At 32.8% G+C, this 15279-nt stretch carries 13 protein-coding genes; all 13 read right to left on the reverse strand.

Translation table 11 applies throughout. The features are described from left to right. Positions 1–76: 76 nt before the first annotated feature. Positions 77–955 (reverse strand): hypothetical protein, encoded by an 879-nt coding sequence (locus GPZ88_RS10025; protein WP_157328601.1) that lies wholly within the window; start codon positions 953–955, stop codon positions 77–79. Beyond that, positions 955–2346 (reverse strand): hypothetical protein, encoded by a 1392-nt coding sequence (locus tag GPZ88_RS10030; RefSeq protein WP_157328603.1) that lies wholly within the window; start codon positions 2344–2346, stop codon positions 955–957. Before GPZ88_RS10030 ends, GPZ88_RS10025 begins: the two co-directional genes overlap by 1 nt. Next, a complete protein-coding gene (locus GPZ88_RS10035) occupies positions 2336–2557 on the reverse strand; it encodes a hypothetical protein (RefSeq protein ID WP_157328606.1) in 222 nt (73 codons plus the stop codon). The genes GPZ88_RS10030 and GPZ88_RS10035 overlap by 11 nt, the downstream gene beginning before the upstream one ends. A gap of 127 nt (positions 2558–2684) precedes the next feature. Continuing rightward, positions 2685–3305, reverse strand: coding sequence for a hypothetical protein (locus tag GPZ88_RS10040; RefSeq protein WP_157328608.1), 621 nt, complete (start codon positions 3303–3305; stop codon positions 2685–2687). Between the two features lie 16 nt (positions 3306–3321). Then, positions 3322–3981, reverse strand: a complete 660-nt coding sequence (locus GPZ88_RS10045; RefSeq protein WP_157328609.1) for a hypothetical protein — start codon at positions 3979–3981, stop codon at positions 3322–3324. 78 nt (positions 3982–4059) lie between these two features. Next, a complete protein-coding gene (locus tag GPZ88_RS10050; RefSeq protein WP_157328710.1) occupies positions 4060–7890 on the reverse strand; it encodes an SEC10/PgrA surface exclusion domain-containing protein in 3831 nt (1276 codons plus the stop codon). Between the two features lie 8 nt (positions 7891–7898). Beyond that, positions 7899–8072, reverse strand: a complete 174-nt coding sequence (locus GPZ88_RS10055; protein WP_157328611.1) for a hypothetical protein — start codon at positions 8070–8072, stop codon at positions 7899–7901. A 155-nt stretch (positions 8073–8227) separates the two neighbouring features. Next, the gene (locus GPZ88_RS10060; protein WP_157328613.1) at positions 8228–9079 is read right to left on the reverse strand and encodes a hypothetical protein; all 852 of its coding nucleotides are present in this window, start codon (positions 9077–9079) and stop codon (positions 8228–8230) included. A 567-nt stretch (positions 9080–9646) separates the two neighbouring features. Further along, a complete protein-coding gene (locus GPZ88_RS10065) occupies positions 9647–11977 on the reverse strand; it encodes a type IA DNA topoisomerase (RefSeq protein WP_157328615.1) in 2331 nt (776 codons plus the stop codon). Between the two features lie 75 nt (positions 11978–12052). Continuing rightward, positions 12053–12235: a competence regulator inhibitor paratox gene (locus tag GPZ88_RS10070; RefSeq protein ID WP_157328617.1), complete on the reverse strand. Its 183-nt coding sequence runs from the start codon at positions 12233–12235 to the stop codon at positions 12053–12055. A gap of 207 nt (positions 12236–12442) precedes the next feature. Beyond that, a complete protein-coding gene (locus GPZ88_RS10075) occupies positions 12443–13000 on the reverse strand; it encodes a hypothetical protein (RefSeq protein WP_157328619.1) in 558 nt (185 codons plus the stop codon). 195 nt (positions 13001–13195) lie between these two features. Beyond that, complete coding sequence (locus tag GPZ88_RS10080) at positions 13196–13831, reverse strand: hypothetical protein (protein WP_157328621.1); 636 nt, start codon at positions 13829–13831, stop codon at positions 13196–13198. A gap of 117 nt (positions 13832–13948) precedes the next feature. Continuing rightward, a complete protein-coding gene (locus tag GPZ88_RS10085; RefSeq protein WP_157328623.1) occupies positions 13949–15229 on the reverse strand; it encodes a hypothetical protein in 1281 nt (426 codons plus the stop codon). Between the last annotated feature and the right edge of the window lie 50 nt (positions 15230–15279).

The raw sequence follows: 15279 nt of genomic DNA on the forward strand, positions 1-15279 counted from the left end.
TATCAAATTATTTTAACGTAATATAATTTATGTAAAACACCCAATACAACTATCTCTAAATATATTCAATGTACAATTACATTCGAAAAGCTGCTAAAGGGTCTTCTTCTTCGAACTCATCTGAAGCCAAAAAATTCGAGGTGTTAAGCGTATTTTCCTCAATTTTATCTTCTAGCTTACTAAATCTTTCAGACATCTGTTTAAGTTCGGTCAATACTAATTGATTTATATTGGTGAACTCTTCTAATTTTTCAAGTATGCTATCGTTATCATTATTATGCTTACTATTATCTAACGAATATTGCTCTTCAATAATTAAATCAGAATTTGATAATGTTTTAACAGTGTTATTTACAATTTCAATCAACCTTAATGGTTTATTTGGTTCAGAGAGTATATAATAATCACTATTTAAAAAATCCTGCTTGTATAAGTCTACATTGCTTAATTCCCTGAAAAAATCTCTATTATCAACTGTAACTAATAGTGAACTCCAAATACAGTTAATTCTATTCAAAAAAACAGTACCATTAAAAAATATTCTATCCTCTTGTGTACATTCATTTAAAATCAAAGTTTCAAAAGCCTTGTTTGTCGTAAAATAATGAACATCAAATTCGTTTCTAAGTAAATTAAACAAATTATGGCGAATTTCACCAATTTCATCAACAATAAATAAATTAGTAAAGCCCTTATCCTTCACAGTCTTTAAAGATTTTTCGTTTGAAATTAATACAAGTGAACTGTCAGCCATATTTTTATCATTTGTAGTAAATGATAAACCTGAAGTAATAAAAAAGTTTAAAACTTTTTGAGATGTTGACTTATTTAAAAATACAGCTGTTTTCAATCCCTGATTTCTAGCAAGTTGATTAAGCTTTTTAAAAAATGGAGAGCTATCAAAATTTGCTGAATGTATTGCTCCATCAATGTAAAATGTTGCTGTTTTTGGCACTACGCTAATTCTCCTTGAAGTATTTTGCTGAAGGAAAACTTAGCAGTTTTTAATTTATGCTGTTTATCCTTATTTAATACTAAAACTTTAAGTGAAGACAAAATGTCTTTCTCACTCACTGCAGTCAAATCCAAAAAAAGAATGCTATTCAAACTATTATAACTGTCTGAGACATGATAATGATCTTCTATTGCTTCTATTTGGCTAGGATTATCAACGATAATCAATAATAGTCTAGTATCTCCGTTTTCATCAACACCATTTTTTAAATGATGTCCATAATGTTTAAAAACATTTCCTAATTTACTCATATCACTATTGATTTCTGATTTAGTAATAAAAGGATATATATCAATTTTTACACTACGACCAGTATTGTTTCGCAATACAAACTGACCATTGAAACGTTGACGGGGTACACGCTTACGTTTCTTAATTAGCTTAAAGTTTTGTGACTTTTCGCTATTTGGTTTTAACTCCTGAATAATGCGCTGACTTTGTTCAGTATATTTCTTATTCTGGTTGGTAGTATTTCTAGTTAATGGTACTTTTACTTCTTCCAAATATTCAAAAGCTTCCATATATGAAAACGGAGCATAACTTACAAAATCATCCTTAAGACGAAAACTCAAATAAGCATCAACTGTTTTCCAACAACGAATAGGAGTAAAACTATCTTCTTCTTTTAGTACCTCTTTCCACTTATATGTATACTCTTTACTAATAAGATTGTGAACTAATAATAGTGTTGTCCCATGGCTATAAATTGAATAGCAGTCCCCCATCAAATTGCTCTTTTCTTCACCTTCGATTATAGGATCACGATAGAACTTCCACTTATCTATTAAAAAATAACGATGTAAACGTTCTAATGAACGCTCTACTCTTGCAGTTTGTGCTCCTGTCTCTTTAACAATCTGTAAAAATTGAACATTACGAAAAGTGGCAATAAATAGTAAAATTCTTTTATCTAAATCGCTCAATTTATTAAATATAATATTACTATCTGTTTCAGAATAGTAATCTATCAAAATCTTATATTTATCAGAACCTTCAGTGTGAATAACTTTGTTCGTTTTTTCTAAATTCTTTTCATTTAAAATATTGCTATTAGAATCAATTAAATCTAATTCAGTAGAATTTAAAGTTATAAAAAAGGGAAAAGTGTTCGGATGAGCAATATGTTCCAATTTAAAATTCTTATAGTAAGACTCTGAAAAACGAGATACTGCAGGAGAAACAAAATTATTTTCCTCATTTAAAAAGACACCATATTTTTTTAAAGTTTTGCGTTGTGTCACACTTTGTTCATCTTTAGGTGAAGAGGGGGTTAATTTGTGCCATTTTTCTCTGATATTTGAAAAAAGGTTTTCTACTCTATTATTTGTCATCCTCTTTATCCTGCTCCTCTTTATTTTGGGGTGTAAAGCATATTTGTATATTTCTAGGATGATGAACAAAATCATTAATAATCAGGGCTATTAATTGCTTCCTAGCTAACCCTAAAGATGTAGCCTGTTGATCCAATCTTTCTACAACATCTTTATTAAGTTCAGCAAGAACTTTTACGAAATCTGTGTCATTTCTTTTCGGCTTTGCCATATAATAAATTCTCCGTCCTTATTAATAATTATATTAATTATACCCCAAAAAATTATAAAAAGCACCTTAAATCACATATGATAGCATATTAAAAACAAGTTGCAGTATTTGCAACTTGTCTGTAATGTTATTCTGGATTATAACTAATTATAACATCAAATAATTTGTATTTATACTTGCCATCTAATGCAAAATTTATCACAATATCTTTATTACCATTTGTATTACTAGTCGTTTTTACGTAGTATGCAATAATTTTATTTTTATATTTAGATTTAAATGTGTTAATCGTCGCTCTAATAGCAGCCTTTTCAACTTCTTCATGACTATCATAACTATCTGGTTCAAAGTTAATCACTTTATTTTTATCAATCACCATCGAGTATACAATTCTTTTGAAATTATTATTATAAATAAATAATAAAATATATATTATACTCAAAATAGGTAATAAGCGAAATAGCAAATCTACTCCAGTGGTACTCCATTCCGATAAATTAATAATCAATAATAGTGTCATAACTGGTTTAAGTGCATCTTTGGTTACGTTAAATTGTGGTAATGCACTAAATAGAGCTAATATAACAACAAAAGCTACTTCAACAAGAGTTGCTACAAGTTTAATATCTTCAAACTTAACACTGAATTCTTGACACAAACAAACTGTAGCAACACCAATCAGTACAATACCTAATGCTACCCTAAGAATAGTGATTAATTTTTGCGTTTTAGCTAAAATATTTAACATATCAAAACTCCGTACACTATTTCAATTTCATCGTAACAGAATGACGTTTTTTGTTTTTAAATTTTGAATCTTCACCCTTTTCGTCACGAATTCTATTTTCTTCTAATGTTTGCTCAACAATTTTTTGAGGGTTGATTTCCTTTTGAACATCTTTTAAATGGTTGGTTTGTCTAGCCTTTAGCTTAGGTTTATGTTGAACCTTTGTTTTTTCTTTTCCCATCAACCAATTGTTATAGTCTCCATATTGTTGAACTGCTTCAACTTCTGGAATTCGAAATACTTCAGAAGTATAAATTTTGTAACACTCTGGTAATTCTTCCAACATTTCTGGAGAGAAAAGAGTTGCCTTTTCGAAGGGGACAAAATCAATTTGATTTGTCTCAGACTTAGTCTCTGGATCAATGAAAGTATTTAAATAAATAAATTGTTCATCTTTTTTATTATTTGCAATATTATCAGGCTGTTTCAAGTTTAGATAAACAAAATCAGATTTCACTTCATAGTTGTTAAAAAGTACAGCTTGAATAAAATCACCAATATTTTCTTCATCATCAAACATTAAATCACGATTAGCGCTAGCTAAAACATATAGTTTGTTACTATTTAAAGAAAGATCTTGATCTAGTAAATATTTTGCTTGCTCACGTGTAATATAAGGTACATTCTGAGTATTCATATTATCTATTCTCCTATATATCATATGTCAAAATATGACAAAAGAGTGTTCGATACACTCTTTTGTTATATCTAATTCTTAGTTATTTTTATAACGTTTACGTTCCATCCAACCTAAAATACTTGTAGTTAAAATAGTACTTAAACCAAGTAATGGCAAATATCCATTGGCATTTTCACCAGTTTCTGGTAAATTATGTGACCAATCTGTAGTGTTAACGAGGTCTGAAATGTTTACTTTCTCATCAAATACAGAAACATTTGATGTTGGAGTCGTTGCAATTTCGTCTTTAGAACCATCAACATAACCAATTACAACGCCATTTTCGTCAGTTACAGGTACTGGAATACCATTTCTAGCTTGAATAGCTTGTAGATCACTAGCGATTTTAGCTAAACGACGTGTTTCAGCTTGGGCTTTAAGATACTCATTGTATGCCTTTACAAGTTTAGCATTTTTGGCTAATACTTCTGATTGAATACCTTTTAGCTCTTCAAGTTTACTGATTTCAGTTTCTAAGTTTTCTTTAGCTGTTGCTAATTTAGCTACTGCTTTATCATAAGCGATTTGAGCATTTTCTAACAGTTCTGGAGCATTGAGGTAATTTGCTAATTTTTCTTTAGAACTTTCTAAATCACTTTGAGCTTGTTGTAGTTTAACTTGTGCTTCATCCGCTTTAGTTGAAAGAAGAGCATATTGTACTTTAGCGTCAGTTAAAGTTTTATTAGCTTCATTTAAAGCAACTTTAGTTTGACCTGCACGTGCCTCAGCATTAACCTGCGCTTTTGATTTCATTGCCAATGTCGCTTGTGCTTGTAACAAATCTTGCTGAGCTTTTGCTAAACGATCTTTAGCATTGTTCAAAGCTTGTTCTGCTTTAGTCAAGTTTTCTTGAGCTTCTGGAGTTTGTACTTTAACTGCTTGTGCTTGTGACAATGTTGCTTGTGCTTGTGACAAGTTAGCTTCTGCTGTTGAAAGGGCTTGTTGTTTGTCGCTCAATTCTTTATTAGCATTGTCTAACGCTTGACTTGCAGTGTCAAATACTGATTGTGCCTCTTCAAGTCCTTGTTTTGCAGCTTTTAGATTAGCTTCTTTTTGACTGTTATCCGCTGTCAATACATCAACTGTTTGTTGGGCTTGAACTAAACGATCTTTAGCATTGTTCAAAGCTTGTTCTGCTTTAGTCAAGTTTTCTTGAGCTTCTGGAGTTTGTACTTTAACTGCTTGTGCTTGTGACAATGTTGCTTGTGCTTGTGACAAGTTAGCTTCTGCTGTTGAAAGGGCTTGTTGTTTGTCGCTCAATTCTTTATTAGCATTGTCTAATGCTTGACTTGCAGTGTCAAATACTGATTGTGCCTCTTCAAGTCCTTGTTTTGCAGCTTTTAGATTAGCTTCTTTTTGACTGTTATCCGCTGTCAATACATCAACTGTTTGTTGGGCTTGAACTAAACGATCTTTAGCATTATTCAAAGCTTGTTCTGCTTTAGTCAAGTTTTCTTGAGCTTCTGGAGTTTGTACTTTAACTGCTTGTGCTTGTGACAATGTTGCTTGTGCTTGTGACAAGTTAGCTTCTGCTGTTGAAAGGGCTTGTTGTTTGTCGCTCAATTCTTTATTAGCATTGTCTAATGCTTGACTTGCAGTATCAAATACTGATTGTTTTTGAGATAAATCATCTTTTGCTGTAGATAACTCTTTTTCTACATCGCGTCCTGAAATATTTGCAGTAACATCAAATTTTGATGCGTCTTCAATACTTCTGTCATCAACCCCTAAAATATGAATACGTCCCGGATTTAGGTAATTGAAATTATCACACATTGCAAAACCAAGCCCCATATAATGAAGATCGATATCTTCCGATCCTTCATACATTTTAGCTGTATGTTGAATTCCTGCTAGTGATATTGCATGTCCCCAAAATGGCGCACTGTCGTTGAAGAACATATTTAAAATAGTTTTATAAATACCCTCTTTCAACAAATCCATTGTTATTTTACTTCGGGTATCATAATAACCAACTGATAAGTTTTCATAATTGTTTTTACCCATTTCAGAGTGTAGACCAAATTTAGCTGCTGCGGTTGGTATTGCAACAAGGTCATGAGCAGTTTCTTTTGAGGTACGAGCAACTTCATCAGCAAAAGCTATTGCAGAGCTATTAGCAACTACTGGTTTTTCACCAATAGCTTTTCTCACTTGGTTGATTAAATCAACAGCAAACAACGTTAACTCTTCTCGTTGCTTCTCTGTTAGATTTTCAATTTTATCGATAGCAGTTTCTCTGTCAGCTTTGCTTGATTTATAGCTATTAGCTGCCATTGCTTCTTTACCTAGTTCAGCTAATTGTTTTCCAGCTTCTGACTCATTGTCCCAATTCCAGTCTTTGTTATATTCTACTAGAGCTTTTCCATAGCCTTCAGGAACAACAATTGTATTATGATTTGCTACTTCATCTTCTAATGTTGCTACTTTATCTTTTGCTTTATCTAAATCATCTTTTGCTTTATCTTTAGCTTCTGTTTTAGCAGTAACATCTGCTTGAGCAGTATCGCGGGCTTCTTCCGCTTTATCTTTAGCGTCAGCTTTAGCAGTAACATCTGCTTGAGCGTTATCAATAGTTTGTGAACGGTTTGCATCTGCTTCTTGCGCGTCTTGCAATGCTTTTTCTGCTTTGTCTTTAGCTTCAGCTTTAGCAGTTTCATCTGCCTGAGCAGCATCACGTTCTTTTTGAGCTTCAACCAAGCCAGTACCTTTTAAAGCGTCTTCTGCTGTTTTGACTTGACCTTGTGCTTTGTCTAAATCAGCTTTTGCTTTATCTTTAGCTTCTGTTTTAGCAGTAACATCTGCTTGAGCAGTATCGCGGGCTTCTTCCGCTTTATCTTTAGCGTCAGCTTTAGCAGTAACATCTGCTTGAGCGTTGTCAATAGCTTGTGAACGGTTTGCATCTGCTTCTTGTGCGTCTTGCAATGCTTTTTCTGCTTTGTCTTTAGCTTCAGCTTTAGCAGTTTCATCTGCCTGAGCAGCATCACGTTCTTTTTGAGCTTCAACCAAGCCAGTACCTTTTAAAGCGTCTTCTGCTGTTTTGACTTGACCTTGTGCTTTGTCTAAATCAGCTTTTGCTTTATCTTTAGCTTCTGTTTTAGCAGTAACATCTGCTTGAGCAGTATCGCGGGCTTCTTCCGCTTTATCTTTAGCTTCTGTTTTAGCAGTAACATCTGCTTGAGCGTTGTCAATAGCTTGTGAACGGTTTGCATCTGCTTCTTGTGCGTCTTGCAATGCTTTTTCTGCATGAGACACATTGTCAGTATCAGTTTTCACCTCATTTTCCACTTGCTTTTCTTGTGAAGTTTTACCATTCACATCATCTTCCGATTCTGCTTTATCTCTTGTTGCTTTTTGAAGTTCTTCCTGAGCTTCTGCGTTAGCATTTGCTGCGTTTTCTGCTTCAGTTTTGGCTTTACTTACCGCCTCACCTTGTTGTTGTAAAGCTTCTTGCGCATTTTCTTGTTGTTTTTGCGCAACAGCAACGTTTTCGTTGTTATTTTCTACTTGTTTTTGAGCATTATCAATAGCTTCTGGAGTAGCTTCTTGTGCATTTTCTTGTGCTTGCTCAAGAGCTTTTTCAGTTTCAGAAACTTCCTGTTTATCAGTATTAACTTCTTTCTGAGCTGAGTTAACAATTTCTTCCTGCTTAGAAACTTCTTGATCAATTGATTTTACTTCATCATTTGACTTAGCAACATCTTCTGCAGTTGGAGTTTGTTCAACGTTTTGGCTCTGTGTTGCTTGAGCTGTATCGTAATTATTATTAGCTTCTACATTATTTACTTCATCTGCATTAGCAACACCACCAATTACTGAAAGAGCTACTGCAGTAGTTGCCATAACATATTTTTTATTTTTTTTCATGTCTTCTCCTATTTACTATTTCTTATTTTATCAATGGCGTTATCATAAGCACAATCAATTAATAGACCAATTGCCTCTTCTTGAGTAAGTCGCCCTCTTTTTAAATCATAAGTTTGCAAAAATGATAATTTCTGTTTTCTTTCATTACTTATCATAAACGATAATCTTACTTTCTCACTCATAAACTCCTCCCTTATCGAGTTCAATATTAATATATTAATATTGTATCAAATAATGGAAGTTCAAAAAAGAAGATGATGTATAAAAAGAAGAAAAAACTTAATTTTCTTCTTCCCTTAAATTGTACTTATATCTTAAGTCATTTATAAGATAATAGTTAATAGTCTAAACGTTCAATTTCAAATGAAGCTTCTCTATATCCGATAAATTTAATTCCAATAAGCGCTAATAAAGAACCGATAAAAGTTAACCAAAGGTTGTCTTTTACGGGCGTTTTTGGAAGTGTTTCTTTCTCACCTTTTGAATTTGTTACAGTGATTGTTTGATCTTCATTTGTAGTACCGCCTACTTTATCTGGACTGACTTTCTCTGTAGAACCATCGGCATTCTGAATAATAACTTGTCCTTCTTCAGTACCTACAATTGTAAAACCAGTATCAGTTTCTAAAGGTTGGTCTACTGTTACATCGCGAACAACTTGCCCTGTAGAAGAGGAAACAGTTCCGACTTGACTAACGCCTTGAGCATTAGCTTCATCTGTGGTTTTAGCTACCTGAGATTCAGGTTGTTGAACGGGTTGTTGTACTGAGACTTCTTCTTGAGTGGGAGAAGTCTCAGTCTGTGTGTTAATTTTATCTGTGGAATGAGCTACTTCTGGAACGCTACTATCAATGGAAGTTCCTTGAGTATACGAAGCAGAAGAATTTGTTGATTCTTTTTGAGTTTCTTTGGTTGAGCTATCACTTGTTGTATATTGCTCATTCGCTGATGAATTAACAATAGGTGCATCAGGAAGTTCTGGAAGGTCATTTTGAGAAATTGTTTGTGTAATCTTACTTTCGTTAAGATCAAATGTTTCTGTTGTTGATGGATCTACAAAATAATCAACAGTTGTATCATTAGTTCCATCTACTTCATCAGCATATGCTACTCCTCCAGCAGATAGAATAGCAACTGCTAATGCAGCTGTAGTTAATTTTGAAAAGCGATAAGTATTTTGCTTATTCATATGTGCTCCTTATATAAAATATGTAATATATAGACTTGTACAGAGTATATTTTAACTTAAAGCCTATATAAATTAAACAGCATTTTCCTATCATAGATTTTTCACCCACTAGTTGTTTATTTTTATAGAGTTACTACTGTTTTGTATTAGAAGGTTAATAAAATCTTTATAGCAACAACATTAAAATAATAATAGTTATATTCTATTATTAACTTACAGAATGTTGATTTTTTTAGAATGTAAAAAAGACGGCACCTTGACCGTCAAATTTGTAAATATTCTTCTAAATTTTCACATAAAAAAAGACACCCTAAGGTGTTTTCTAAACTGGACTAGTGCCAAAACTCGGAAGCTAGTCTTGACAGGGTGGATCCCTTCGGTATGTCCGCAGATGTCCTCAGGAAGAGCCACAATTCTTGTATTGCTACAACGGGTCCCAAATAACCCGTATCAATATTATACTATAGAATCTATAGTTTCGCTACTTATCTGTTACTTCATATTACTATTCCACGCGCCATTCAATCATATAAATCATCTGATTTTCTTTATTCAGTTAGTCACCACTTACCGTTTCTTCTGTTTTTCAAATTCAAAGCTAACAGAATAATCTTTGTTTAAAATCAAATGTGCATCAAATGTTGATTTTTTATCTTTCTTCTTGAATCCTTTAATAAGACTGGTCTTTCCTTTTGCTAGCAAAGATTCCACTTGCTTAGAAGAAATCTTCTTACCTGCAATCGATAAAGGTAAAAAGAAATCACAGTTAGGCTCTACTCCTTTTTCTCTATCTTCTTTAGAAAGTAGGCCATTTTCGCACTTAGCAACATTTTTTAAATACTTAACTGGAGCGCCACATTTAGGACATGTTCCCACTTCACCAGATTGATTTTGTCTTAAACTAGCAAGCCACTCATTATAACTACCATAGTCTGTAGAATTAATCCATTTTGTTAAATTTACAAATAGATTATTATCGGGGTTGTTCTCACCTAAGTAACGCTTAATATTCCCAATAAAACGTTCTTGTGTATTCTCTTTAGTACTAATCTTACGAAGAGACTGCTCCCATAATGCCGTTGTCTGAGCGTCACAAAGTAGCTTCTCTCCTTCAATTGATTGGCAAATAAGACGACCTAGGGTTGTTAAATACACTTTCCCTTTTTTTAATGTTATCCAATTATAGTTTTTTAATTTATCTATGGAAGGTGCCCGTGTTGCTTCTGTCCCTAAACCTTGCGTTTCTTTCATAATTTGGCGTAGTTCATCATCTTTAAAGTGACGTCCAGCATATTCCATAGCTTCCAATAGTTTACCCAAAGTGTATGGTGTCGGTTTAACAGTTTGCTTTTCTACAGTATTGAGATGAGGAATAACAGTATCTCCTTTATGAACAGGAATTAATTCTTCCTCCTCTTTCTTATCTTTTCCTTGGGTATTCCAAAGTATCTTCCACCCTTGATGTTTAGGAACTTTACCAACAGTTTTAAACCGTCCTGCTCCTACTGATGTAATAATTGTAGTTTGCTCATATTGATATTTAGGTAAAAACATTGCCAGACTACGCTTCAAAATTTCTGTATAAATCATTTGCTTAGCCTTGGACCAACCATTGAAAACTTCTTGTGTAGGAAAGATTTCAGTAGGAGTTAATGCGGCGTGAACAGCAGCTTTCTTATTATTAACAAAGAACCCATCTGGGTTTTCAGGAATACTTAATACTTCATCTGATAGTCCCAAAAAATTAACCATTTGTGACGTAGAATCTTTTAATAGCTCATATCTTTCAGTAGAAATATGTTCAGAGCTAGTACGAGGATAAGTTACCACCTTATCTTTTTCATATAATTCTTGAATAACATCTAGTACTGCTACTGGTTCCATTCCCAATCGTTTATCCATTAATTTCTGAATATCACTTAAACTCATTAAACGAGGGGCGCGTGATTCTTTTAGTTCTACTTCATGTGTTGTTATAAGTCCCTTAGAGGTGTCACCAATAAATTTAGGGTTTTGAATAAGTTTTTCCCACTGCTCCTTAGTATCACAATCTCCCTTCCACTTCTCCCCTTTTCGTTCTCCTTTACTGTAAGTAATATCAGCTGGAATGTATTTACCTATATAAGAACCATTTTCATGATCGAACTGCGCTACTAATTCATAATAAGTTCTAGGAACAAAAGAATCAATTTCTTTCTCTCTTTGATAAACGAAAAATAAAGTTGGGCTAATAATTCGACCAACAGCAATCTTTCCATCTCGTTGGCTATCTAGTTTAGGCAATCCAAGTCTCTGTTGCAAAGTAAGTGTTAGCAAACGAGAACCGTTCATTCCTAATAGCCAATCAGAATAAGCACGCGCTTGTGCCTCTAATGCTTGATTATAACGATAATCAATATCTTGCAGATTTTTAAAACCTTTACGAATAACTTTAGGAGCTAAGTCGTCAATCCATAAACTTTTAAAGGTTTTGTCTGACTTACCCCATACTCCTGCTAATAAACAAATACTATAGGAAATGTAAGACCCCTCACGATCAATATCGCCAGCCCATACAATGGTATCCGCTTTTTCTAGCCAGTATTTGACGGTTTTAAATTGTTTAATTGCTGATTTGCTACTAGTGGTAGTTTTATATTCAAAAGTTTCTGGGATAATAGGTAGAGTATCCAAAGACCACTTCTCCCATTTTTCATCATATTCTCCCGGATCTTTTAATTCCGTTAAATGTCCCTTTGCCCATGTAATAATAGCTGTCTGTCCGCCAAAATAATCAGGGGTTCTTAATTGTAGATACCCCTTCATTTTAGCTTCTTTTTCATTTACTTGTTTAACATTGGCTAAACTACGGTAATAATCCAATGCTTGACTATCTTTTTCTGCTAATATAACGTACATGCTTCTATTATATCAAGTAACGCTTGGAAATGCTTATTGTTCTTACTATGATAGATTTAGAAGGACTCACATTTACTATTCTTTTAGTTCTTCTAAAACATCTGCTACTTTCTCGATAGTGATTATTTCATGTGGTCTTACTGGTTCATTAGGTAACACATAATCAAATACTCTATCATTCTTTCTCACAATTTGAACAGTATCGCCCTTTATATAACCTCTATCAATTGCTTCTTTTAGCTCATCATAATATAGCATAATTTTCCCTCCTACTTATATATTCGTAAAATCCTTGGAAACTTTTGAATCTTCTATAATAAAAAAAGCTAGTTTTTAACTAGCTCCTCTATTAATTATCCTTATTGGCATGCGCGTGCCATCAACAAAAAATACAGGTGCCGTTAAGTACCTGTATTTAAAATAAATCTAATTAATCATAACGCTACATTCATCACAACATCGTTTTTATTCTTCTACTTCTTCACATAACGTGAACTCTTCTGGAACTTCGTTCATCTCAACTTCATTACCATATTCATCTTCTTCAAATGTAGTATCTTCATTGTAATCGCTAGGTTCAATATATTCACTAGGATCAATAGGATAAGGTGCATTTATATCCCGCTCGAATAATATACTTAAAACATCATCTTCATCCTCATCATTTTCAGGGATTTCACCGATACTTGTTTCAGATTTATCTGTTACTTGCTGTGAAACAACGCTCTCAGTAACTTGAGCGATATCTTCTTCAATTTTACTAGGTCTATAAGGAGAAAGCATAATTAGCGTCAGTAAGAAAGATGTTGCTACCAAAACTCCCCCAGTTACTAAAACTGGTGTAAAGCCTTTAAAAAATTCAGGGACTTCTAAATCACCATTTTGTATAACAAATCCTATCATTGTAATTACCCAAATAACTACATCTAAAAATCCTAAATACAAAAACAAACGGACTTGATTATTTTCAAATTCTTTTTTTGCGTTCATATTGCTATCAATTGTGCGTTTATCTTTCTTCATTTTCCTACCTTATCAATCTTTCATACCCTTTAAATTAATTTTATCATAGCTATTTCAACTTTCAAAGGTATCTATGTATAATGTTTGCAATAAAAAAGCTCCTATTAAGGAGCTTTTTTATCCTACAATTCTTTACCGTTTACAGAGTTGCAACACATAACTATTAATAAGTTAAACATGACTACCTTTATGCGATTAACCATATGTTGCCCCTAGTTCTCCTCCATGATATGAAATTAAACGAATTTGTTTAGCGTAAATATTGTAATTTCCTGCCCAATAATTTTCTTCTTTTCCCTCTGACTTCAATCCTACTACAAATTGAACAACATCAGGATTTTTAGAATTATAAACTTCTACAGTATCTAATGAGTAGTTATTAACTATAACAGCTATTGCATAAGTTTGAGCCATATCTTGATATGTCATACTCAATTTGTTATCGATAGTACCTTTGAAATCAATAATATCACTAACTTGACATTGCTTAACTGCGTTTTCAGCAGTTGAAAAAGCCTCTCTAACTTCCTGAACGTACTGATTATCAGCTGGTTCGTCAGATTTTTCCAACGTAGCTAAAGCTTCCAAACGGTGCTCATCATCAGAACTTAATTCCTCTTCATCAGAAGAACTCGAACTAGGCAATTCTTCTGATGAATTTGATTTCTGATTTTTGATAGACTTAGTTTTTAAAATAGTTGAAGATGAATTATTGCTAGTTTTCTGTGCTGAATTAGCGTATTTTTCGATAGCTAAATAGACTACTACTGCACTTAAAGCTACCACAATTATCGCAGCAAAACCAATAAAAATCTTTCTTGTTTTAGTCATCCTGTACTCCCACATAATAATATTATCATAACCATAATTATTCTACCATGTTCCCCGCAATAACTAAAGATGGCTTTACTATCATAGAAAATCATTTGGAAGGCTCATTGTAGGGTGCTACTCTGTAATTTCCAACAATTCTTTTTCTTTATATCCGAGTTTTATTTTCAAAATGCTTAAAAATTCGTACGGAGCATTAAACATAATTTCAAACCCCTGCTGTCTACGCTTATCAAACCAATTCATTTCTTCAGGATTATAATCTTTTCGTTTTTGTAAAGATTTAAAATCTTTTTTGTATATAACAAATTCATCACCCATTAATAAAAGTTCATTAGCAATTTGACCGAATCGATTTTTACGACTTTTAGTAATTTTATGCCATAAATATCTCTTTTTATCTCTTAGTTTTTGGTAATTATTACTGTAATTCCAAGTCAATCTACCTTCTTTAATAGTACCGTTGTCGTTGTAGTTTTGTGGATTACTTAAACGTCGAGAACGCTCAATCTTACGATCTAAGTCGGCTAATTTTTCAGAGTAACCAAAATCGTTAGATAGGTCAAATAATCTTACAGTGTCATTTTTGGCATTCACTGCTTTAATAGCTAATTTCTTGACATCTAAAAAGATTTTTACCGTTCCTTTGTTTTCTAATTCTTTGTCCACCCCATATGGGATTCCCTCAAAAACAAGAAGTAAAGAATATTTATATTTACCATGAACCGCTATACGCTTCAATGCAAATTGAACAAGATCTTGTCTTTCTAAAGCATAAAGAAAACGTATTTCCATATCTTTTTCAAATTTAAATGGAATAAAAACCTTATTTTTACGTTTTCCAAAATAAACACCAGTGTTGGTAATGTTATTAAGGCACTTTCTATACCATAGAGTGTTGAAATCAAAATATCTAGGAGATGGTAAAAAATTCTTTGATTCTGCTTGTTTACGACGTTTTAGATAAGCTTGCTTAACAGTCATAGCAATATCATTAAATGTAGACCAATGTACTGAATCATTATCTGCAGTAAAGCGTTGATACATATTAGTAGCTTGTCCTAACTGAGTGTATTTAACAAACTTTCCACTTCCTAATTGATAAGAATTATTTAATTCAATCCATTCTTTTTTCAAGTCACTACCTAAAGCCTTCTTAGCTTCTTTTAATTCCTGCTTCTTAGCCTTGTCTTTTTCGTCTTTTAATTGTTTTTCTAACTCACTATATGCCTGTTGTTTCTTAGCTAAGATTTTATACTCTTCAGATTCAGTTCTTAAATGTTCTTGACGATTGAACCATTTAATAACTTCTTTTTTTAGTCTAAAAGCATTACGAAAACGCTTGTCTAAAAATGCTTCATACCCCTTTGGATTTAACTTAACTTCTAATGTATACATAATATAACCTTTCATAATTGAATGAACCCAATTATACTTCAAATCCTACA

It is taken from the genome of Streptococcus ruminicola, from assembly GCF_011387195.1.
Classification (GTDB): Bacteria; Bacillota; Bacilli; order Lactobacillales; family Streptococcaceae; genus Streptococcus; species Streptococcus ruminicola.

Excerpts from the sequence above, each read along its gene's own strand:
- GPZ88_RS10030 (WP_157328603.1), bottom strand. The coding sequence starts at position 2,346 with ATGACAAATAATAGAGTAGAAAACCTTTTTTCAAATATCAGAGAAAAA.
- GPZ88_RS10035 (WP_157328606.1), bottom strand. The coding sequence starts at position 2,557 with ATGGCAAAGCCGAAAAGAAATGACACAGATTTCGTAAAAGTTCTTGCT.
- GPZ88_RS10040 (WP_157328608.1), bottom strand. The coding sequence starts at position 3,305 with ATGTTAAATATTTTAGCTAAAACGCAAAAATTAATCACTATTCTTAGG.
- GPZ88_RS10045 (WP_157328609.1), bottom strand. The coding sequence starts at position 3,981 with ATGAATACTCAGAATGTACCTTATATTACACGTGAGCAAGCAAAATAT.
- GPZ88_RS10050 (WP_157328710.1), bottom strand. The coding sequence starts at position 7,890 with ATGAAAAAAAATAAAAAATATGTTATGGCAACTACTGCAGTAGCTCTT.
- GPZ88_RS10055 (WP_157328611.1), bottom strand. The coding sequence starts at position 8,072 with ATGAGTGAGAAAGTAAGATTATCGTTTATGATAAGTAATGAAAGAAAA.
- GPZ88_RS10060 (WP_157328613.1), bottom strand. The coding sequence starts at position 9,079 with ATGAATAAGCAAAATACTTATCGCTTTTCAAAATTAACTACAGCTGCA.
- GPZ88_RS10065 (WP_157328615.1), bottom strand. The coding sequence starts at position 11,977 with ATGTACGTTATATTAGCAGAAAAAGATAGTCAAGCATTGGATTATTAC.
- GPZ88_RS10070 (WP_157328617.1), bottom strand. The coding sequence starts at position 12,235 with ATGCTATATTATGATGAGCTAAAAGAAGCAATTGATAGAGGTTATATA.
- GPZ88_RS10075 (WP_157328619.1), bottom strand. The coding sequence starts at position 13,000 with ATGAAGAAAGATAAACGCACAATTGATAGCAATATGAACGCAAAAAAA.
- GPZ88_RS10080 (WP_157328621.1), bottom strand. The coding sequence starts at position 13,831 with ATGACTAAAACAAGAAAGATTTTTATTGGTTTTGCTGCGATAATTGTG.
- GPZ88_RS10085 (WP_157328623.1), bottom strand. The coding sequence starts at position 15,229 with ATGTATACATTAGAAGTTAAGTTAAATCCAAAGGGGTATGAAGCATTT.